This window comes from Acidimicrobiales bacterium (assembly GCA_025455885.1).
In the GTDB taxonomy this organism is placed as follows: Bacteria; Actinomycetota; Acidimicrobiia; order Acidimicrobiales; family Acidimicrobilacustridaceae; genus Rhabdothermincola_A.
Genome location: JALOLR010000005.1, coordinates 87,514 through 107,790, shown reverse-complemented (window position 1 = coordinate 107,790; position 20,277 = coordinate 87,514). Strand labels below are relative to the sequence as shown.

The following is a 20,277-nucleotide window of genomic DNA, read 5'->3' as shown; positions in this document are numbered from 1 at the left end:
GGGGTGGGTGTCCCCTCAGCTCGGCCGGAGCAGCAGTGCCTGGTCCGGACCCAGGGTGGGGGCCGGGGCCCCGCCCTCGCCGACCCGGTCAGAGGCGATCTCCACGACGAGGCCGTCGAGGGTCGCGTCGATCGGGTGGGCGGCGAGGTCGACGGGGACGTCGGTGAAGTTCACGACCACGATCCGGCGATCCCCGTCGGGGGCGGAGCGGGCCCAGGCCAGGACCCCCTCCGGGGCATCGAGGAGGTGCAGGGCCCCGCGGTGGAGGGCCGGGCTGTGGCGCCGGGCGTGCAGCAGGTCGCGGTAGAGGTTGAGCACCGAGTCGGGATCGTCACGCGCGGCGGCCACGTTGCGGGCCTCGCTCTCGGGTGGGAACGGGAGCCACGGGTCGGCCGGCCAGCCGTGGCGCGGCCCGCTCTCCCACGGGATGGGGGCCCGACATCCGTCGCGGCCGCCCGGATCGACCTCGGCACCGGGGGGGATGTCGGCGTCGAGCAGGCCGAGCTCCTCGCCGGCGAAGAGGAACGGCGTCCCCCGCAGCGTCGTCAGGAGCACGGCGGCCGCCCGGGCCCGGGCCTCCGAACCGCCGAGGCGGGTGCGGTGGCGGGGGTTGTCGTGGTTCGACAGCACCCAGGTCGGCCAGGCGTCGACGGGATCGAGGCGCTCGGCTGCGGACTCGATCTGCGTCCGCCAGGCACGCGCGTCCCACGGGGCGTACAGGGCCGGGAAGTTGAACGCCAGGTGCAACTCGTCGCCGTGGCCGTAGTAGGTGACGATCCGGTCCAGGTCGAGCAGGTACACCTCCCCGACGGCCACCCGGTTCCCCGGCCGCTCGTCGAGCAGGGTCCGGATCCCCCGCAGCAGGGGATGGACCTCGGGACGGTCGTTCAGCGCCACGTGCGGGATGGGCAGGAGCTCGGGGGGATCGTCGGCCAGCAGGGGGTCCTTGCCGATGAGGTGGACCACGTCGATGCGGAACCCGTCGACCCCGCGGTCGAGCCAGAAGCGGGCCACGTCGTGCATCGCCTCGACCACCTCGGGGTTGCCCCAGTCGAGGTCCGGCTGCTCCGGGAGGAAGCAGTGCAGGTAGTACTCGCCGCTCGCCTCGTCGAGGGTCCAGGCCGGCACGGGTGCGAACGCCGCGACCCAGTTGTTCGGCGGCCCGCCGTCGGGAGCGGGCGATCGCCACACGTACCAGTCCCTCCGAGGGCTGTCGGGGGACGATCGCGCCTCCACGAACCAGGGGTGGTGGTCGGAGGTGTGGTTGGGCACCCAGTCGAGCAGGACCCGCAACCCGAGGGCGTGCGCCTCGGCGATCAGGGCGTCGGCGTCGGCGAGGGAGCCGAAGACCGGGTCCACGTCGCAGTGGTCGGTGATGTCGTAGCCGAAGTCGGCCATCGGCGAGGGGTAGAACGGCGAGAGCCAGACGGCGTCGACGCCCAACCAGGCGAGGTATCCGAGCCGGGCCCGGATGCCGGCGAGGTCGCCGATCCCGTCGCCGTCCTCGTCGGCGAACGATCGGGGATAGATCTGGTAGACCACCCCCGTCATCCACCACGGATCGGCGCTCACCACGGCGATCCTAGGGTCGAGACGTGGCACGGTCGACGGGGTCGCAGCCGTTACACTCGAACCCTACGTTCACCGGACGGGAGTTGGCCCGTGAAGAAGGGGCGACATCGGCGCTTCGAAGAGGCCCGAGCACTCAAGCGCAACAACGACGACCTCGACGCCATCCTCGATGCGCGTGACGCCGAGCCCTGCCCGGAGTGCGGGGCCGACCCCGGTCACGACCACTCCTCGTGGTGCATGTACGAGCGCGAGAGCGACGACGCCACCTGGGGGAGCTGAGCGGGGCCGGCCCTGCGCCGACCCTCGACCCGGTCACCGCCGGGCCCGAGCCCCGGTAGGCTCGATCCTTCGTGCCCCCCGCCGATCCCGCCCCCACCGCCCTGCGCAACGTGGCCCTCGTGGCCCACGTCGACCACGGCAAGACCACCCTCGTCGACGCGCTGTTGCGCGCCAGTGGGGTGTTCGGCGAGCACCAGGCCCTGGTCGACCGGGTGATGGACTCGAACGACCAGGAGCGCGAGCGGGGCATCACCATCCTCGCCAAGGCGGCGTCGGTCACCTGGCAGGCGACCCGCATCAACCTGGTCGACACGCCCGGGCACTCGGACTTCGGGGGTGAGGTCGAGCGGGCGCTCACCATGGTCGACGGCGTCGTCCTGCTCGTCGACGCGGCCGAGGGACCCCTGCCCCAGACCCGCTACGTGCTGTCCAAGGCGCTCGCCGCCGATCTCCCGGCCGTGGTGGTGCTCAACAAGGTCGACCGTGGCGACGCCCGCCCCGACGAGGTGCTCGACGAGATCTACCAGCTCTTCCTCGACCTCGACGCCGACGAGTCGGCCATCGAGTTCCCGGTGATCTCCGCCATCGCCCGGGAGGGCAGGGCGGTGGCCGGGGTGGGGATGCCCGGTCCCGACGACGACCTCACGCCGTTGTTCCAGGCGCTCCTCGACACCGTCCCCGCCCCGGCCGGCGACCCCGACGCCCCGCTGCAGGCGATCGTCACCAACCTCGATGCCAGCGACTACCTCGGGCGTCTGGCCATCGGGCGGGTCGTGCGCGGCTCCCTGCGGCGCGGCGAGACGGTCGCCCTGTGCGAGGAGGACGAAGGTCAGGCCCCGCTGAAGCGCAAGCTGAGCCAGCTCATGCGCTTCTCGGGCATCGGTCGCGAGGAGGCCGACGTGGTCGTCGCCGGCGACCTCTTCGTGGTGGCCGGGTTCCCCGAGGTGGAGATCGGCGACACCCTGGCCGATCCGGTGCGGCCCGAGGCCCTGCCCCGGCTCAGCGTCGACGAGCCCGTGCTGCGCATGACGTTCGGGGTGAACACCTCCCCGCTCGCCGGCAAGGAGGGCACCTATCTCACATCCCGTCACCTTCGCGAGCGCCTCGACCGCGAGGTGCTCGGCAACGTCTCCATCCGGGTCGACCAGACCAGCTCGCCGGACGTGATCGAGGTCGCCGGGCGCGGTGAGCTCCAGCTCGCCGTGCTCATCGAGACGATGCGCCGGGAGGGCTACGAGCTGCAGGTGAGCCGCCCGGAGGTGATCGTCCGCGAGATCGACGGGTCCCGTCACGAGCCGCTGGAGCGGGCGGTGATCGATGTGCCGGACGAGCACGTGGGCACGGTCACCCAGGCGTTGGCCCCCCGCAAGGGCAAGGTCAGCGACCTTCGCCCCGGCGACATCGGGCGCACGATCGTCACCGTCGAGGCCCCGTCGCGAGGTCTCATCGGCTTCCGTTCCCAGCTCCTCACCGCCACGAGGGGCACCGCGCTGATGCACCAGCACCACTCGGGCTGGATCCCGTGGGTGGGCGATCTCCCCGGCCGGAAGGGCGGCGCGATGATCGCCGACCGGGTGGGCCAGACGACCGGATACGCGCTCGACAACCTGCAACAGCGGGGGGAGCTGTTCGTCGGGCCCGGTGAGGCCGTCTACGAGGGCATGGTCGTGGGCGAGAACGCCCGGCCCGACGACATGCAGGTGAACGTCGTGCGCGAGAAGCAGAAGACGAACATCCGGACCCACGCCGCCGACGACGCCATCAAGCTCACGCCCCCCCGCGAGGTCACCCTCGAGTCGGCCATCGAGTTCATCGCCGACGACGAGCTCGTCGAGGTGACCCCCGCCAGCCTCAGGATCCGCAAACGGGTGCTGAAGGAGTCCGATCGGCGACGCCTCAGGAAGTGACCTTCGTCCGGATGCGGGCCAGCTCGATGGCCTGGTCGATCGCGGCGTCGATGTCGGACTCCTGGAGGATGGCGCGGGTGGGGCGCCCGCCACCCCGGGCGGCCAGCTCGGCCTCCGCCCTGACCCGGTCGGGATCGTGCAGACGGGTCGGCACGTCGACGAGGAGACGACCGATGGTGATGCCCGACACGGTGTCGCGGTCCCCCAGCCAGCGCGCGTGGTGGTACTGGACCGGGCCCGCGAAGAGCGAACCGCGCTCCACCCGGAACGGCGGGAGCTGACGGCCTTCGCGCTCGAGGCGCCGCACGACGCCGATCAGCACGTGGTGCTGGGCGCGCGTCCGCTGGTCCCGCCACGGCGCGACCTCGGCGGCGGTGACGGGGTCGGCGGCCCTCGCCAGCATCGCCAGCGCGGGCTCGTAGGTGCGACGGTGCTTCCCGGACCGGGTGCGGCGGATGGCCCGGGCCCCGGCGCGCTGGCGGGGGATGTCGGCGATCGTCGGGTGATCGAGCCACCGCGATGCCTCGGATCCCGCCTGGCGGGTGAGGTCGAGCAACAGGTCGGCGACCGGGGCCTTCATGTGGTTGCTGGCGTCGCGTGCGCCGCGGGCGATGCTGTGGAGGGCGGCGACGAGCACCTGGTTCTCCTCCACGTCGTAGGCCCGGCTCGGGGTGGCGCACACGAAGAGGCCCTCGTCGCCGAAGCTCGACGCCCGCGCCGACATGGTGGCGCTCCAGAGCACGGGGCCGCGCAGCTCGCCCACGCAACGCTCGTTGCGGGACTGGACCGACGTGGCCAGGGCCCGGACGGTGGCGGGCATCGTCGCGATCAGGCGTGCCGCCTCCGGGCTGCGGGCGGTGGCGCTGCCCACGAACTGCGAGGTGGCGATCGGGGTGAGCCCGAGGAGCGCGGCGACGGTGCTGATCACGTCGAAGGGCCGGGCGAGGCGCTCGTAGAGCTCGGCGAACTCCTCGTCGGCGTCCTCGGCGTCGCCCCCGGTCACCCCGGTCGCCTCCTCGGCGGCCATGTCAGATGGCCAGATCGACGCCGAGGACGTCGCGGATGGTGCGCTGGGCCTCGAGCCGTTCCGGCTCGTCGAGGTCGGCGGCCACCGTCCGGTACAGCGTGGTGGCCCGGCGGTCCTCCATGCCCTCGAACTGGGGGAGGAAGTAGGCGTAGAACACCTCGTAGAGCAGGCGGGACTCGCTGGGGGCGTCCTTGGCCCGCCGGGCGGCGTACTTGGCGGCGTCGAGGTAGACAGCCGGGCCGAGATCGGTGAACTCCCGCAGCCCGAGGAGCTTGGTCACGATCGCTCCGGGACCCTGGAGGAGCTTCACGTAGGCCTCGTCGGAAGGGGTCCCCACCTCGATGAAGGCGAAGCGCCGCATGAGCGCGTAGCTCATGTCGAAGAGCAGGTTCTTGTCGAACACGTTCATGGTGGCGATGATCCGCCAGTTGGCGGGCACCCGGATCATGTCGGTCTTCTCGGGCGCCTCGACCCCGGCGGGCACGAGCGAGATCGGGTCCGAGCTGCCCTTGCGCTTGAAGGGGAGCACGACCGCCGACCCCGACAGGACCGTGAAGAGCTGACCGAAGGCCCGATCGAAGTTCGACCGGTTGAGCTCGTCGATGACGAGCCACCGGCCGGCCTGGATGGCGTCGATGAACAACCCCGGGCGGTAGATCAGCCCGTCGGGGGTCGGCTGGAGGCCGCCGATGGTCTCGAACGTGGTCCACTCGCTGGTGGCCGTGGTGGGCAGGTAGCCGGTGCAGAACATGGCTTTGCGGGCCACCTCGGCGGCCATGTACGCGAGCGTCGTCTTCCCGGTCCCGGGCGGGCCGGTGAGGATGACGTGCTTGCCCGAGTCGATCGCCGCGACGAGCTGGTCGAGCACGTAGTCGGGGAACAGCATCCCCTCGTCGTCGGCGGCACGCTGGAGCTCGTTGGCAGTGAACGCGATCATCGCCTTACCCTTCGGCCGCGTCGTGGCTCTGGTTGAGCGCGGGGTGGGGCAGTCCGGGCCGGGCTGCCCGCTCGGCGAGCAGGTCGGCCAGGGCGGCGTACGCCGCGGGCCCGACGAGGGCCTCGATCTCGGCGCGGCAGGCGACGTGGACGGGTTCGTGGCCGACGAAGGCCAGCGGGTCCTCGGTGCACCACCAGTGGAAGTCGTCGCCGCCGGGTCCCCAGTCGCGCCGCTTCCACTCCCGCAGGATGTAGGTGAGGTGGTCGTTGTCGTCCCGGTGGTAGTCGAGGCGGATCGGGACCTGCCAGCACACCTCCGGCTTCCAGGCGAGGACGCTCTCGCCGCGCCGCAGCGCCGCCTGGTGCAGCGCGCACCCGGCCCCGGTGGGGAAGTCCGGCCGGTTCAGGAAGATGCAGGCGCCGTCGACCACCCGGGTCTGCCACACCCCGTCCTCGGACTTGAACGCCGGGCCGCCCAGCGCCGCCGCCTCGTCGCGGAGCTGCCACTCGTCCGGAGTGAGCTGCTCGGCTCGCCGCAGCGTGGCCTTGCGGTCCTTCTTGTCGATGAAGTGCGCACCCCAGCTGCAGCACCCGAGCTCGAGCTCGGGGGCCGACGCCTCGCCGATCCCCGGGCAGCCCGCCCCGTAGATGCAGGTCCAGTTGCTCGACAGGAAGGTGGCGTCGAAGGTGTAGGTGGCGCCGTCGTGGTCGAAGGAGAGCCACTCGTGCACGTCGGTGGCGCGGTCGGCCACGACGGGTATCGACACGGGGGTACGGGCCAAGGCGGGACCTGACGTTCGCGGCTGGGGTGGGCAGGTTACCGGCCCGATCGGGCACGATAGGGCCGTGGCCGGCGAGTTCGACGAGATCAGGGAGCGTCTCGACGCCATCGCCGAGGAGCTGGCCGACCTCGCGATCGAGCGCCTGCGGGCCTCGATCGACGCCGGCGGCGATGAGCTGCCCGTCGACGAGAAGCGCCTCACCCGGGCCCGGCGGGCCGTCGAGAAGGCGGCGAACATCCTGCGGGAACCCGACGACGGCTACGGCACCTGATCCCGGTCGTTCTCGTTGAGACGGTCGATCAGGCGGCGCAGCCCTGCGAAGCTCCGGCGGTCGAAGGTGAAGGCGATGCGGGGCAGGTCGACCACGTCCCCGTCCTCCACCTCCCCGGCCGACGCCGCCACCACCTCGATGGGCTCGCCGGCGACGATGGCGGCGAACTCGGCGTTCAGCTCGGCGAGCTCGTGGGTGTCGGGGGCCCGCTGCAGTCGGATCACCAGGCGGCGGCCGACCACGCGCATCGAGTGGTAGCGGCGGTAGAAGTGGCAGATCTCCCGGACCGCCTCGTCGGTGGTGGCGCACACCCGCACGAAGGCCATGTCGTCGGGTGAGATGAGGGAGCGTCCGGCCAGCTCGGTCTCGGTGAAGCGCATCCAGCTGCGCCAGTAGGTCGACCCTTCGGGCTCGATGAGCACCACGGGGCACAACGCCGAACGGCCCGTCTGCATCAGGGTGAGCAGTTCGAACGTCTCGTCGAGGGTGCCGAACCCGCCCGGCAGGAGGGCGAACGCCGACGACTCCTTCATGAAGGCGATCTTGCGCGTGAAGAAGTAGCGGTAGTTCACGAGCTTCGGATCGTCGGCGAGCAACCCGGCGGGCTCTTGTTCGAAGGGCAGGACGATGTTCACGCCGAACGCGGCGTCGGCGCCGGCGCCCTCGATGCCCGCCTCCATGATCCCCGGCCCCGCCCCGGTGATGACCATCCAGTCCTCGGCGGCCATCGCCCGACCGAAGTCGCGTGCCGCCACGTAGGCGGGATCGTCCACCTCGGTGCGCGCGGAGCCGAAGATCGACACCTTCCGGGTCTCGCGGTACGGGGCGAAGACCCCGAACGCGTAGCGCAGCTCCTTCAGCGCCGAGTTGACGAGCTTGAGGTCGCCCCGGTCGACCCCTTCGCGTCCGAGCCTCACGCCCGACACCAGGATCTCGAAGACGAGGTCGGCCTGGTCGAGCGTCCCGGCCGCCTCGAGCAGGTCGAGGATCCGGGCGTCGAGGTCGGGGTCGCCGGTCCGGTAGCGCGGCGCACGGCGGGAGGCCACGGGTCTGCTCAGGCGACGCCGGCGGCGACCCGGTCGTAGAGGGTGGTGCGTTGCTCGAGGGTGCGGCCGAGCGGCTCCACCCACTCGCGGAAGTCGCTCTCGACCATCCCCTGGCCGTGGTCGGCACCGGCCGCGCGGCTGATGTTCTCGTCCATCAGCGTGCCGCCGACGTCGTTGGCGCCGGCGCGGAGGGTCTGCTCCACGCCGATGCGGCCCAGCTTCACCCAGGAGGTCTGGATGTTGTCGATCAGGCCGTCGTAGGCGATCCGGGGGACGGCGTGCATGAGCAGGGTCTCGCGGAACGTCGGGCCGCGACGGGCCCGGTGCTGGAGGTAGAGCGGTGTGGCCATGTGGACGAAGGGGAGGGGCACGAACTCCGTGAACCCGCCCGTCTCGACCTGCAGGTCGCGGGTGCGCACGATGTGGCGGGCCCAGTGCACCGGTCGCTCGACGGCCCCGAACATGATCGTGATGTTGGAGCGCAGCCCCACGCGATGGGCGGTGCGGTGGGCCTCGAGCCACTCGTCGGTGGTCACCTTGTCGGGGCACAGGATCGCCCTGACGTCGTCGTCGAGGATCTCGGCCGCGGTGCCGGGCAGGGTCTTCAGGCCCACGTCCATCAACCGGCGGAGATAGTCGGCGAGCGGCTCCCCGAGGCGCCGGGCGCCCTCCGTGACCTCGAGGGCGGTGAACCCGTGGATGTGCAGCCCAGGGGCCACCTCGTGCACGGCACGGGCGACGTCGACGTAGTAGTCGCCGTCGAAGTCGGGATGGATGCCGCCCTGGAGGCAGACCTCGGTGGCGCCGAGGTCGGCCGCCTCGCGGGCCCGACCGGCGATGTCGTCGAGCGTCAACAGGTAGGGGGTGCCCCGCAGGTTCAGCGAGAGCGGGCCCTTGCTGAAGCCGCAGAACCGGCACTTGAAGGTGCACACGTTCGTGTAGTTGATGTTGCGGTTGTGGACGAACGTGACCACGTCGCCGACCCGTCGGCGGCGCAGCTCGTCGGCGACCTCGGCGACGGCGACGACCTCGGGTCCGCGGGCCGAGAAGAGGGTGACGATCTCGTCGATCTCCACCTGTTGGCCGTCGAGGACGCCGTCGAGGACCTCGGCCACCGCGCCGCCCGGCCGTGAGGAGGGGGCCCCCGGGACGAGGACCGGCGGGCGGTTCGAGGTGCCGGCGTACCAGGCCGTGGACCGGGCACCGATGTGGAGGACCTCGACCCCGTCGTCGACCTGTTCGGGTGCGGCCGGGGCCAGGCGCTGGACCAGCACCGCCCCGGGGTCGTCACGTCCGAGGCCCTCGGCATCGCTGCGGTCCATGACCGCGAAGGCCAGGCTCGGGTCGAACCAGCGCCCGGGGTCGTGGACGTACGACGGGTGGGCGGTGAGGCGGGGGGCCACGGTGAACCCGCGGTCCTCGGTGACCCGGCGCAGCCGGTCGAGGGCCGGCCAGGGCCGCTCGGGGTTGACGTGGTCGGCCGTGACCGGGGACACCCCACCCCAGTCGTCGATCCCGGCGTCGAGCAGCACCCCGAAGTCGTCGGAGAGGTTCGGCGGGGCCTGGAGGTGGACGTCGGGGGGCAGGATGAGCCGGGCGAGGGCGATGGCGTCCAGGTACACGTCGGGTGGGCACGGTCGCGCGGCGTGCATCGTGGTGCCCGCCTTGGGCAGGAAGTTCTGGACGATCACCTCCTGCACGTGGCCGTGTCGGCGGTGCGACGCGGCGATGGCCTCCAGCGCGGCGATCCGGTCGTCCCGGTCCTCGCCGATGCCGACCAGGATCCCGGTGGTGAACGGGATCGAGAGCTCGCCCGCCCACTCGAGGGTGTCCAGCCGGCGCTGCGGGGCCTTGTCGGGGGCGCCGCGGTGGCAGTCGAGGTCGTCGCGCAGCGTCTCGATCATCATCCCCTGCGAGGGCGAGACGGGCCGCAGGAGGGCCAGCTCGTCGCGGCTCAACGCACCGGCGTTGGCGTGGGGGAGGAGCCCGGTCTCCTCGAGCACCAGGCGGGCCATCGCCGCCAGGTAGTCGACGGTCGACTCGAAGCCGCGCTCCGCCAGCCAGCGCGCGGCGACCGGGTAGCGCAGCTCCGGGCGCTCGCCGAGGGTGAACAGGGCCTCGTGGCACCCGACCCGGGCGCCGGCGCGGGCGATGGCCAGCACCTCGTCGGCGTCGAGGTAGGGGGCGTCGAGGCGGGCGGGGGGCTGGGCGAAGGTGCAGTACCCGCACTTGTCCCGGCACAACATGGTGAGCGGGATGAAGACTTTGGGCGAGTACGTGATGCGGTTGCCGTGGGCGGCGTCGCGCACCGCTCGCGCCTCGGTCATCAGCTGTTCCCGCGGCGCGTCGAAGGCCACAGACATGGCCGCACCCTACTGCCCCCTGTCGTGGGCCCCCGGTCGACGGTCGGTCGCAGTCGCAGTGGGTAGCGTCGGGTCCGAGATGGCTCTCATCCGCCCACCTGGACAGGTCGTGTGCGCCGTGCTCGCTGTCGTCGTCGGCCTGCTCGCCGTGGGCTGCTCGTCCGACGCCTCGTCGCCGTCCGCGACCTCCGCGGCTCCGCCGACGGCCGACAGCCGGATCGTCCCCGGCTCCGCCGGGGGAGCAGCCGCGCTGTGGGCCGAGTCCGACGGCTCGCTGCTCGTGGGTGACCGGCTCACCGGACGGATCGATCGGATCGACCCCGACGGGGCGATCACCCCGGTCACGCAGGTCGACGTCGTCGCGTCCGCCGACGACCAACGTGGCCTGCTCGGCGTCGCCCGCCTGGCCGATGGGCGTCTCTTCGCCTCCTGGACGAGGCCCGGTGACCGTCGTCTGGTCGTCGGGGAGCTCGACGGGGAACCGGAGCGGCGACTCGTGTGGGAGGGCCCGGTCTCCGCCGACGCCGCCAACGGCGGCCGTCTCCTCGCCGTCGGCGGTGAGCTCGTCGTCGGCATCGGCGACCTCCTCGCCGACCGGGGCCTGGGGGACGACCCCGAGGTCCCCAACCGCAAGATCCTCGCCCTCGACCCGGATGGGACGCCCGACCAGCGTCCCCGCGTCCTCTCCGCCGGCTGGAACAACCCGTTCGCCATCGCCGTCGCCGACGACGGGGTCGTCTGGGTGGCGGACAACACCGGGGGCGACGGACCGGAGCGCCTCGGGCGGGCCGATCGGCCTGCGACGGAGGCCACCGCCCTCGACGGGCCCGGGGAGGGGGAGCGGGCGGCGTCCGGGCTCGTCGTCCGCGACGGCCGCTTCGCCGTCTGCGGTTACCTCGACAGGCAGGTGGAGGAGGTGCGCATCGACGGTGGCGCGGTCGCGTCCGTGGAGCTGGCGCGCCCCTGTCGCACGGGCGTGGTTCGACTGGTCGACGGGCGCCTCGCGATGGGCGCCGACGACGGGGTCGCCATCACCGCCACCGCCTGGCGTTGAAGCTCAGGAGACGCGCGTCGCCGCGTCGAGGAGCAGGGCGCGCACCCGGTCGATGTTCTCGGCGAACGCCGCGAACGCCGCCTCCTGGGTGACCGGGGGGTGGTCGGGATCGTCGGGGACGCCGACGTCGCGGTCGGTGACCAGCCCCAGGCCGGCGTAGGGGATGCCCGCCTCGACGGCCAGCGTGGCCTCGGGGTGCTGGGTCATGTTCACGAGGTGCCAGCCCTGGGCGGCCATCCACGCCGACTCGGCCCGTGTCGAGAAGCGGGGTCCGTTGACGACCACCACGGTCCCGCCGTCGCGGACGGGGACCCCCCGGTCCCGGGCGGCATCGACGAGGGCGCCGCGTAGTCGCGGATCGTAGGGATCGGCGAGCGACACGTGACGGGGCCCGTCGTGGAAGTGGTCGTGGAACGTGTCGGCACGGCCGTTGGTACGGTCGACGAACTGGTCGACGACCACCAGGTCGCCCGGCCCCAGGTCGGGTCGGAGCGAGCCGCAGGCGAAGGGGCCGAACAGGGCCCGGACGCCCAGCTGGCGCATGGCGTCGATGTTCGCCCGGTAGTTGACGCGGTGCGGCGGCCACTGGTGGTCGTCGCCATGGCGTGACAGGAACGCCACCCGCTGCCCCTCGTGGGTGCCGACGGTCACGGGCGAGGACGGGTCGCCCCAGTGGGTCCTGAGCCGGATCTCCTCGGTGTCGTCGAGCAGGTGGGTGAAGCCCGACCCGCCGATCACCCCGACGTCGGCCGTCCACTCGGTGGCGTGGTGCTCCGGGCGCGGGGGAACGGTCACCGGGTCCGGATCAGGCGAGGAACGTACCGGTGCGGGGCTCGGCCAGCGTGATCTGGCACGACACGCCCTCCCCGATGCTCGTGTAGGCGTGACCGTTCACCCGGGGATCGTCGATCTCGAGGTCGCCGGGCTCGTCCGGGTCGGGAACGATGGTGAGGTCGCTCGAGGCTTCGATCGTGGTGACGCAGTCGTTGAGGTCGGTCCCCGGCAGCTCGAACTCCTCGTAGACGTGGAGGTCGTCGCAGGGGACCTCCACGAGCTCGTCGTCCAGGCACCGGATCTGGGAGGCGTCGAGCGCCTCGCCCGGTGCGCCGAGCTCCTCCGAGGGGGCGTCGGGCTCCTCCCGGGTGGACGACGGGGCGGACCCGTCGAAGCTCTGCACGTCGCTCGAGCACGCCGCGCCCATGGACACGACGGCGAGGAGGACGACGAGGGGGAGGAGGAGCCGGTGGGCACGCACGGCGGGCAGCCTAGTGGCGCCGTGGGGGACGCGGCCGAGGCTCAGAGTCGGGCGGCGGCGGCCGGGTCGACCAGCCACACCACCTCGTCGCCGGAGATCCGCGTCGCCGGCGCAGTGGGGTCGTCCGCCGCGACCCGCGCCATCGCTTCGGCCTTCTCGGCCCCGGCGACGGTGACCAGCACCAGGCGTGACCGGCTGATCCCCTCGAAGGTGAGCGTCATGCGGGGATGCGGGTTGTGGCCCAGCGGGTCGTCGTTCAGGGTCACCAGCCGCCCGGCATCGGCGTCGAGGGCTGCTGATCCCGGGAAGAGCGAGGCGGTGTGCCCGTCGGGGCCGAGGCCGAGGTGGACGACGTCGAACCGGCCGAGTTGACCGACCCGCAGCTGGTACGGCTCGGCGCCCTCGTCGCAGCGCATGGGCCAGGTGGCGTTGGCGGCCCCCACCCGGTCGAGCAGGGCTTCTCGGGCGAGGTGGTAGTTGGAGTCGGGGTCGTCGAGCGCGACGCACCGCTCGTCTCCCCAGTACACGTCGACCTGCCACCAGTCGATGGCGTCGGCCGCGTCGATCGCCAGTCGCTCGTAGCAGGCTCGTGCGGTGGCACCCCCCGACAGCGCCAGCGAGAACCCCGGCGCGGGCCGACGGGCGAACGAGTCGACGACCCGGCGGGTGAACGCCCCCGGGACGTCGTCGACGACCGCGAGCTCGCCGATCATCTCAGCGTGTCCGCCTTCGTCGAGAGCGAGGCCAGCAGGTCGTCGAACGACGCGGAGAACGACGCCACGCCCTTGTCCTCGAGGGTGGTGGTGACGTCGTCGAGGGACACACCGACCGTGGCCAGCTCGTCGAGCACCGCGTGGGCGGCGGGGAGGTCGGCGTCGATGGTGCGGGCCAGCGTGCCGTGGTCCTCGAACTCGGCGAGGGTGCCCTCGGGCATCGTGTTCACGGTGTCCGGGCCGATCAGGGTGTCGACGTAGACGGTGCCGGGGTAGTCGGGGTTCTTCGTGGACGTCGAGGCCCAGAGGGGGCGCTGCACCCGGGCGCCCCGGGCCGCGAGGGCCTCCCAGCGAGGGCCGGTGAAGGTCTCGACGAAGGCTTCGTAGGCGACCTGCGCGTTCGCCACCGCGGTCTTGCCACGCAGGCCGAGGGCCTGGTCGGTCCCGATGGCCTCGAGCCGGGCGTCGGTCTCGGCGTCGACGCGGCTGACGAAGAACGAGGCCACCGAGGACACCCCGGAGAGGTCCCCCTCCTTGCCCTCGAGCCCGGAGATGTAGGCCTCCATGACGTCGCGGTACCGGGCGACGGAGAAGAGCAGCGTGACGTTGACGCTGCGCCCCTCGGCGATCATCTGGCGGATCGCGGGGAGTCCCTCGACGGTGCCCGGGATCTTGACGTAGAGGTTGGGCTCGTCGATCAGGGTGTTGAGGTGACGGGCCGCGGCGAGCGTCCCGTCGGTGTCACGGGCCAACAGGGGCGACACCTCGACCGACACGTACCCGTCCAGTCCGTCGCTGCGGTCGTGCACGGGGCGCAGGATGGCGAGGGCGTGGCGGATGTCGTCCACGACCATCTCCCAGTAGGCGTCGAGCACGCTCGTGCCGGTTGCCACGAGGCGGGAGAACTGCTCGTCGTAGACCTCACCGCCCTCGATGGCCTTCTGGAAGATCGTGGGGTTCGACGTCATGCCGCGTACCCCCTCGTCGACCCACCGTTCCATCTCGCCGTCCTGGATCCAGTCCCGGCGCATGTTGTCGAGCCAGGGGCTCTGGCCGTGCTGGGCGAACAGATCGGACAACCGGCTCATCGGGACTCCTTGGGGCGCTCGACCGGGCGGTCGGGCGGGGAGGGCGGGGGGTCTGGGTCAGGGGGTGAGCGTACGGCGATCGGGGTCGGCGGGCGGGTCGACCCGCACCCCGGTGGGCGATCAGTCGAGCACCATCCGGGCGTGGGCCACCACGTTGTCGACGGTGATCCCGAAGCGCTCGAGTACCTCGGCGCCCGGCGCGCTGGCCCCGAAGTGGTCGAAGCCCACCGATGCGTCGGCCCATGCCGACCAGCCGAAGGTGGACCCGGCTTCGACGGAGACCCGGGGGACGTCGACGCCCATGACCGACACCTGGTACTCGTCGGTCTGCTCGGCGAAGAGCTCCCAGCTGGGCATCGACACGACCCGGGCGGTGACGCCGTCGCCGGCGAGCTGCTCGGCGGCTGCGACGCAGAGCTGGACCTCCGAGCCCGTCCCGATGAGGACGACGTCGGGGTCGGCGCCGGCGCCGAGGACGTAGGCGCCCCGCGCCACGGCGTCGTGGTCGCCGGTGCCCTCGAGGACGGGGAGGTTCTGACGGCTCAGCACGAGGGCGGTCGGCCCGTCGCGCTCGATGGCCACCCGCCAGGCGGCCGCGGTCTCGTTGGCGTCGGCGGGGCGGATGACCCGCAGGTTGGGCATCGCCCGCAACGAGGCGAGGTGCTCGACGGGCTGGTGGGTGGGGCCGTCCTCGCCCAGGCCGACCGAGTCGTGCGTCCACGAGTAGACGACCTTCAGCTCGCTCAACGCGGCGAGACGGACCGACGGGCGCATGTAGTCGGAGAAGACGAAGAAGGTGCCGCCGAACGGGATCACGCCGCCGTGGGCGGCCATCCCGTTCATGATCCCTCCCATGGCGTGCTCGCGGATCCCGAAGTGGATCTGCCGGCCGCGGCGGTCGGACACGGAGAACGCCTCGGCGCCGTCGATCTCCACGCCGGTGTTGCCGGTGAGGTCCGCCCCTCCGCCGAGGAGGCCGGGAACGACCGGCAGGAGCGCGTTCATGGCCTTCTTCCCGGCGTTGCGGGTGGCGACCTTCTCGCCGACCTCCCAGGTGGGGAGGGCGGACTCCCATCCGGGCAGCCCGGTGGCGGCGAGGGCGGCGTCGAGCTCGGCCCGGTCGCGGGTCCATTCGCGGTGCAGCTGCTCCCACGCCTCACGGGCCTCGCGCCCCCGCGTGCCCGCGGCGCGCATGTGGTCGAGCACGTCCTCGGGGACCCAGAAGTCCTCGTCGGGCACGCCCATGAGGGCCTTGGTGGCGCGGATCTCCTCGGTGCCGAGGGGGCTCCCGTGCGCGGCGGCGGTGTCGGTGAACTTCGGCGACGGGTAGCCGATGTGGCTCCGCAGCACGACGAGCGACGGGCGGTCGTCGACGTCCATGGCGCGACGGACGGCCGCCTCGAGGGCGTCGACGTCCTCGCCGATCTCCCCGACGTTCTCCACGTGCCACCCGTAGGCCGAGAAGCGGGCCGGGGCGTCGTCGCTGAGGGCCAGCTCCGTCGGGCCGTCGATGGAGATGTGGTTGTCGTCGTAGACCATCACGAGCTTGCCGAGGCCGAGGTGGCCGGCCAGGGAGCACGCCTCGTGGCTGATGCCCTCCTCGAGGTCCCCGTCCCCGCAGAACGCGAAGGTGTGGTGGTCGAAGAGCTGAGGGCCGAAGCGGGCGCGCAGCCAGTGCTCGGCGAGTGCCATGCCGACGGCGTTGGCGACACCCTGGCCGAGGGGCCCGGTGGTCACCTCGATGCCCGTGGTGTGGTGGACCTCGGGGTGTCCGGGCGTCGGTGACTGCCACTGCCGGAAGTCCTCGATGTCGGAGAGGGTGAGACCGAACCCGGTCAGGTAGAGCATCGAGTACTGCAGGATCGACGCGTGGCCGTTCGACAGGACGAAGCGGTCGCGGTTGGGCCAGTGGGGAGCGGTGGCGTCGTAGCGCATGATCCGCGTCCACAGCGCGTACGCCAGGGGAGCGAGGGCCATGGCGGTGCCCGGATGTCCCGAGTTCGCCTTCTGGGGGGCGTCCATGGCCAGGCCACGGATCACGTCGATGGTGCGGGACTGCAGCTCGTGGTCGGTCACGGATCCTCCTCGCGGACGGCCGCACACTAGTGGTCGGCTCCGCCCGCCCGGTCTGGGTGGCCGAGCCCTCCGGCGCGGGTTCGCCGGGGTTCGACCGGGTCAGCTCAGTCGAAGAGGGCGATGCAGGCCGTGAACCCGTGGAGGTGGCTCCGCGCCCCGACCGGGCCGATCTCGCCGGCGCAGAACATCCCGGCCACGGCCGTCGTCCCGAGGGCCTCCGAGACCACCTCGGCGTCGTGGTGGGCCCGCCCGAAGAACCGCTCGCCGCGACCGTTGCAGGTGAACACGAGCGCCCCGGCGGCCTCGTGCGGGTCGAGTAGGACCCGCAGGTCCACGTCGGCCGACGCGGCGTCGCGAACCTGGAGCTGCACGGTGTCGCCGGCCGCCACCTCGTCGCCGACGGCCACGGCGCCGGTCGAGGGGTCCGCCCCGAGCACGTTGCGGACGAGGAAGTCGCCCCGGTCGAGGTCGACCTTGTGCTCGTCGACCACCCGACCCAGGTGGAGTCCGGCGGACGCCATCCTGCGCTGGTCGTCGTCGAGGCCGTCGATGACCTCCCTGATGCGCTCGAGCGCCGGGCGACCGGCGATCTCGTGGATCATCGACCCTTCGGCACGCGTGACGGTGTACGGGTCGCCGACCGGCGCGCAGCCCTGGCTGACCACGGTCCGCACCGGCCGGTGGGCCGGGAGCAGCACTCCGACCGCTCCCCGGTCCCGGATCCGGCCGTCGAGGACGAGGCGATTCCCCCCCGGGCCCGCCCCCGCCGAGGCCATGCCCCCGACGACGTCCAGCCCCGGGTGGTCGGTCGCCAACCGCGACAGGAGGACGTCGACGGGGAACGACGCCGGATCGGCCAGGAGCAGCAGGGTGCCGGCGGCGGCGAGTTCGTCGTCCGCCACCCCGTCGATCCGCACCTCTCCGTCGACGGCCCTCGCGTCGAGGGCGACGGGCGTCACCGGTCCCGTGTGGCCCGCCCACAGCGACACGGCGGCGACGTCCTCGGCCTCCTCCCGTCCGGCGAGCACGGACACGGCGGTCGCGGCGAGGAGCACGTCGGGCGCCAGGGTGGCACGCACGGCGGCGGCGATGTCCTCGAGGGCACCCAGGTGCGGACGGGTCACGAACAGCACCGCGAGATCGGGTGGCCTCCCCCCGAGCCGGTCGAGGACCTCGCCCACGACCTCGCCGGTGGCGTGGGTGGCCAGAGGGTGCTCCGAGAGCGCCGCGGCGTAGGGCACGTCGGCGCTCAGTCGGGGACGGGGGCCAGCAACGTGTACGGCACGACCGTCACGGGACCGAGGTCGACCCGGCAGTGGGCCTCGACGGTGCCGTAGTCGGCGAAGGCCAGCTCGGCACGGACCAGGCGGTAGTTGAACTTCCCGGGCTCGACCTGCAGCGGCTGCACGTTGCGGGCCACCTGTTCGCCGTCGCGCCGGTACGTGACCTCGAGGGCGGCGCTCGGCTTTCCGTCCTCGGGGTTGTGCACGATCACGCAGAGGTGGGGCTCCACGGTGACGGGCACGGCCGACGGCGCCGCGGCGGAGAACTGGACGCCGGTGAGGTCGATGCGGGTCGAGGGCCCGGCGACCTGGCGCAGGTCGATGCCCTCGATGAACAGGGCGGCGAGGATGTTCATGACGCCGACACTAGGGGCGCGGCGCGGGGTCGCCCGGTCGGCGGGGGGCGACGTCCCCGCGCCCGGCACGGCGATCGTCCCCGGGTCGGCGCCGAACGGACCGGTAGTGTGCCCGGATGGCCGTCAGCGAGGGAACCCTCTCCACCCGCGACGCCATCCTCGAGGAGGCGCAGCGCTGCTTCGCCACCGCCGGCTACGACGGCACGTCGCTGAACGACATCGCCGAGGCGGTCGGCATCCGCCGGTCGAGCGTCCTGCACCACTTCGCGTCGAAGGACGCCATCTACCGGGAGGTCTTCGAGAAGGCGCTCGGCGAGTGGCTCGTCCGCGTGTCGACGGCGACGGCCAGCCCGGTCGAGGGATGGCCGAAGGTCGACGAGGTGCTCACCGCCGGCTTCCAGTTCTTCATGGAGAACGCCGAGTTCGTCCGCATCGTGCGTCGCGAGGCGCTCGACGGCGCCAACCGTCACGGGATCGACCTCGGGGTCTCGTTGCGACCCCTGTTCGAGCAGGCGGTGGCCTATTTCGAGACCGAGATGGCCGCCGGTCGCTTCCGTCCGTTCGACGCCGAGCAGCTGCTGCTCACCGGCTACGGCGCGCTCCTCAGCTACTTCTCCGACCTGCCGTTCATCGAGGGGCTCCTCGGCCGTGACCCGCTGGCCGCCGATGCGCTCGAGGCCCGCCTCGAGCACCTGCGCTCCTTCTTCCGGGCCGCCCTGGAGATCTGAGCCCCGCCGCTGCGGGGCCGCGCCGCCGTTGAAGGGCTCGCCCGCCCTAGCCTCGTCCGACGTGCCGGTGTCCGCCCCCCGCTCCCGTCTCGTCACCACCCTCGTCCTCGCGCTGCTCCTGGCGCTCGCCGTGGGCCCCGTCCTGGTGCTCGTCGACCGCCCGGTCGCGGCCCAGAGCGACGAGGGGGACCCTCCGTCCGAGGCTGCGCCGCCGGGCGGCCCCGTCACCCCGGTCCTCTCCGCCCGCCGTGCCCCCGGGCTGTTGCAGGGCAGCATCGCCGACCCGGCCCTCGCTGCGGCGGTGCGCGGCACGATCGACCGCAACCCCGACACCTGGTGCCTCCTGGTCGAGGACGCCGGTCGGCCCGTGCTCTCCGTCAATCCCGACACGGCGCTGGCCCCGGCGTCGCTCACCAAGCTGCTCACCGGCACCGCCCTGCTCGAGCACTTCGGTCCCGACCACCGCCTGCGGACCACGATGGTCGCCGCCGGACCACCGGTGGACGGCGTCGTCGACGGCGACCTCCACCTCGTCGGCGGCGGTGACCCGCTGCTCACCACCCCGGGCTACGCGCAGAGCTTCGACGACCCGAACCAGCCGTACACCGACGCCAACGCTCTCGTCGACGCCCTCGTCGCCGCGGGCGTCACCGAGGTGCGCGGCGACGTCGTCGGCGACGACTCCCGCTACGACGCCGAGCGCTGGGTCGCCACCTGGCCCACCCGCTACCAGAGCGAACCGTCGATCGGACCGATCAGCGCCCTGGCGGTCAACGACGGCTTCACGGGCTACACGTCGACGCCCGACCGCTCGAACGCGTCGCGACGGGCCGGTGATCCCCCTGCGCTGGCGGCCCAGACCCTCGTCACCCTGATGGAGGCGCGGGGCATCGCCGTGGGAGGCAGCGGGTCGGCGGGCAGCGCACCGGCCGGGGCGACCGAGGTCGCCGGCCTCGACAGCGCGCCGATGCGCGAGATGGTCGGGGAGATGGTGCTCGCCTCCGACAACAACACCGCCGAGATGCTCGTCAAGGAGCTCGGGCTCTCGACGTCCGGGCAGGGGACCACGGCTGCCGGGCTGGCCGCCGTCGGCGAGATCCTGGGGCGGCTCGGGCTGGTGGCCGAAGGGGCGGCCCTCCGCGACGGTTCGGGCCTCGACCCCGAGACCAGGGTCACGTGCTCGATGATCCGCGACGCCCTGGCGCGGGCCGGACGCGCGGGGGACCTCGCCGCAGGGCTGGCCGTCGGCGGCGAGACCGGCACGCTGCGCAAGCGGATGGGCGGCTCGTCGGCCACCGGCCGGGTGGTCGCCAAGACCGGCACCCTGAACTCCGTCAACGCTCTCGCCGGATGGGCCGACACCATCCCCGGGGCGACGATCGGCTTCGTGGGCATCGGCAACGGCACCGACTCCCGGGGCACCGCCGCCGCCGATGCCTTCGCCGAGGCGCTCGTCACCTACCCGCAGGGCCCTCCGCTCGACGTCCTGGGGCCCCGCTGAGGCGACGACCGGTCGCTCCGACCCGGTCGGCCCGGCGGTC

At 72.6% G+C, this 20,277-nt stretch carries 19 protein-coding genes; 6 read left to right on the top strand and 13 right to left on the bottom strand.

The window, feature by feature from the left end; translation table 11 throughout:
* Window positions 1–15: 15 nt before the first annotated feature.
* Window positions 16–1,572 (bottom strand): alpha-amylase family glycosyl hydrolase, encoded by a 1,557-nt coding sequence (locus MUE36_05810; protein ID MCU0310439.1) that lies wholly within the window; start codon window positions 1,570–1,572, stop codon window positions 16–18.
* Between the two features lie 90 nt (window positions 1,573–1,662).
* Between MUE36_05810 and MUE36_05805 the strand changes: the two genes are divergently transcribed.
* On the top strand, window positions 1,663–1,851 hold the full coding sequence (locus MUE36_05805; protein ID MCU0310438.1) for a hypothetical protein: 189 nt from the start codon (window positions 1,663–1,665) through the stop codon (window positions 1,849–1,851).
* Between the two features lie 71 nt (window positions 1,852–1,922).
* The gene (gene typA, locus MUE36_05800) at window positions 1,923–3,758 is read left to right on the top strand and encodes a translational GTPase TypA (protein ID MCU0310437.1); all 1,836 of its coding nucleotides are present in this window, start codon (window positions 1,923–1,925) and stop codon (window positions 3,756–3,758) included.
* On the opposite strand, the gene MUE36_05795 is transcribed toward typA, so the two are convergent.
* The 3 genes from MUE36_05795 to MUE36_05785 are packed head-to-tail and all read right to left on the bottom strand — an operon-like array spanning window position 3,748 to window position 6,488.
* The gene (locus MUE36_05795; protein ID MCU0310436.1) at window positions 3,748–4,785 is read right to left on the bottom strand and encodes a hypothetical protein; all 1,038 of its coding nucleotides are present in this window, start codon (window positions 4,783–4,785) and stop codon (window positions 3,748–3,750) included. The genes typA and MUE36_05795 overlap by 11 nt on opposite strands.
* Before the next feature lies 1 nt (window position 4,786).
* Window positions 4,787–5,722, bottom strand: coding sequence for an AAA family ATPase (locus MUE36_05790; protein MCU0310435.1), 936 nt, complete (start codon window positions 5,720–5,722; stop codon window positions 4,787–4,789).
* A gap of 4 nt (window positions 5,723–5,726) precedes the next feature.
* A complete protein-coding gene (locus MUE36_05785) occupies window positions 5,727–6,488 on the bottom strand; it encodes a hypothetical protein (protein ID MCU0310434.1) in 762 nt (253 codons plus the stop codon).
* Between the two features lie 79 nt (window positions 6,489–6,567).
* Between MUE36_05785 and MUE36_05780 the strand changes: the two genes are divergently transcribed.
* Window positions 6,568–6,774, top strand: a complete 207-nt coding sequence (locus tag MUE36_05780; protein MCU0310433.1) for a hypothetical protein — start codon at window positions 6,568–6,570, stop codon at window positions 6,772–6,774.
* Here the strand turns inward: MUE36_05780 and MUE36_05775 are convergent.
* Both MUE36_05775 and cofH read right to left on the bottom strand, forming a co-directional pair.
* Window positions 6,762–7,820, bottom strand: coding sequence for an LOG family protein (locus MUE36_05775; protein MCU0310432.1), 1,059 nt, complete (start codon window positions 7,818–7,820; stop codon window positions 6,762–6,764). The two genes, MUE36_05780 and MUE36_05775, sit on opposite strands and share 13 nt — an antisense overlap.
* Window positions 7,821–7,828: 8 nt before the next feature.
* Entirely contained in the window at window positions 7,829–10,183 is a 2,355-nt protein-coding gene (gene cofH / locus MUE36_05770) for a 5-amino-6-(D-ribitylamino)uracil--L-tyrosine 4-hydroxyphenyl transferase CofH (protein MCU0310431.1), read from the bottom strand.
* A gap of 79 nt (window positions 10,184–10,262) precedes the next feature.
* Here cofH and MUE36_05765 point away from each other — a divergent pair, with 79 nt between their 5' ends.
* Window positions 10,263–11,237, top strand: coding sequence for a PQQ-dependent sugar dehydrogenase (locus MUE36_05765; GenBank protein MCU0310430.1), 975 nt, complete (start codon window positions 10,263–10,265; stop codon window positions 11,235–11,237).
* A gap of 3 nt (window positions 11,238–11,240) precedes the next feature.
* Here the strand turns inward: MUE36_05765 and MUE36_05760 are convergent, their stop codons facing one another.
* From MUE36_05760 to MUE36_05730, 7 genes are all read right to left on the bottom strand, one after another.
* Window positions 11,241–12,032 carry an S-methyl-5'-thioadenosine phosphorylase gene (locus tag MUE36_05760; GenBank protein ID MCU0310429.1) on the bottom strand — a complete coding sequence of 264 codons (792 nt, stop codon included), beginning with the start codon at window positions 12,030–12,032 and terminating at the stop codon, window positions 11,241–11,243.
* Window positions 12,033–12,042: 10 nt separating this feature from the next.
* Window positions 12,043–12,492 carry a hypothetical protein gene (locus tag MUE36_05755; protein MCU0310428.1) on the bottom strand — a complete coding sequence of 150 codons (450 nt, stop codon included), beginning with the start codon at window positions 12,490–12,492 and terminating at the stop codon, window positions 12,043–12,045.
* Window positions 12,493–12,533: 41 nt separating this feature from the next.
* The gene (gene pgl, locus MUE36_05750) at window positions 12,534–13,205 is read right to left on the bottom strand and encodes a 6-phosphogluconolactonase (protein ID MCU0310427.1); all 672 of its coding nucleotides are present in this window, start codon (window positions 13,203–13,205) and stop codon (window positions 12,534–12,536) included.
* Window positions 13,202–14,293: a transaldolase gene (gene tal, locus MUE36_05745; GenBank protein MCU0310426.1), complete on the bottom strand. Its 1,092-nt coding sequence runs from the start codon at window positions 14,291–14,293 to the stop codon at window positions 13,202–13,204. Before tal ends, pgl begins: the two co-directional genes overlap by 4 nt.
* A 120-nt stretch (window positions 14,294–14,413) precedes the next feature.
* Complete coding sequence (gene tkt, locus MUE36_05740) at window positions 14,414–16,369, bottom strand: transketolase (GenBank protein ID MCU0310425.1); 1,956 nt, start codon at window positions 16,367–16,369, stop codon at window positions 14,414–14,416.
* Between the two features lie 104 nt (window positions 16,370–16,473).
* Window positions 16,474–17,610, bottom strand: coding sequence for an FIST C-terminal domain-containing protein (locus MUE36_05735; GenBank protein ID MCU0310424.1), 1,137 nt, complete (start codon window positions 17,608–17,610; stop codon window positions 16,474–16,476).
* An 8-nt stretch (window positions 17,611–17,618) separates the two neighbouring features.
* Window positions 17,619–18,008, bottom strand: a complete 390-nt coding sequence (locus MUE36_05730; GenBank protein MCU0310423.1) for a hypothetical protein — start codon at window positions 18,006–18,008, stop codon at window positions 17,619–17,621.
* 116 nt (window positions 18,009–18,124) lie between these two features.
* Here MUE36_05730 and MUE36_05725 point away from each other — a divergent pair, with 116 nt between their 5' ends.
* Window positions 18,125–18,736: a TetR/AcrR family transcriptional regulator gene (locus MUE36_05725; GenBank protein ID MCU0310422.1), complete on the top strand. Its 612-nt coding sequence runs from the start codon at window positions 18,125–18,127 to the stop codon at window positions 18,734–18,736.
* 61 nt (window positions 18,737–18,797) lie between these two features.
* Entirely contained in the window at window positions 18,798–20,237 is a 1,440-nt protein-coding gene (locus tag MUE36_05720) for a D-alanyl-D-alanine carboxypeptidase (protein ID MCU0310421.1), read from the top strand.
* Window positions 20,238–20,277 lie beyond the last annotated feature (40 nt).

Bases quoted from the DNA above. Each gene is read 5' to 3' on its own strand.
- MUE36_05795 (MCU0310436.1), bottom strand. From the start codon at position 4,785: ATGGCCGCCGAGGAGGCGACCGGGGTGACCGGGGGCGACGCCGAGGAC.
- MUE36_05790 (MCU0310435.1), bottom strand. From the start codon at position 5,722: ATGATCGCGTTCACTGCCAACGAGCTCCAGCGTGCCGCCGACGACGAG.
- cofH (MCU0310431.1), bottom strand. From the start codon at position 10,183: ATGTCTGTGGCCTTCGACGCGCCGCGGGAACAGCTGATGACCGAGGCG.
- MUE36_05765 (MCU0310430.1), top strand. From the start codon at position 10,263: ATGGCTCTCATCCGCCCACCTGGACAGGTCGTGTGCGCCGTGCTCGCT.
- pgl (MCU0310427.1), bottom strand. From the start codon at position 13,205: ATGATCGGCGAGCTCGCGGTCGTCGACGACGTCCCGGGGGCGTTCACC.
- tal (MCU0310426.1), bottom strand. From the start codon at position 14,293: ATGAGCCGGTTGTCCGATCTGTTCGCCCAGCACGGCCAGAGCCCCTGG.
- MUE36_05730 (MCU0310423.1), bottom strand. From the start codon at position 18,008: ATGAACATCCTCGCCGCCCTGTTCATCGAGGGCATCGACCTGCGCCAG.
- MUE36_05725 (MCU0310422.1), top strand. From the start codon at position 18,125: ATGGCCGTCAGCGAGGGAACCCTCTCCACCCGCGACGCCATCCTCGAG.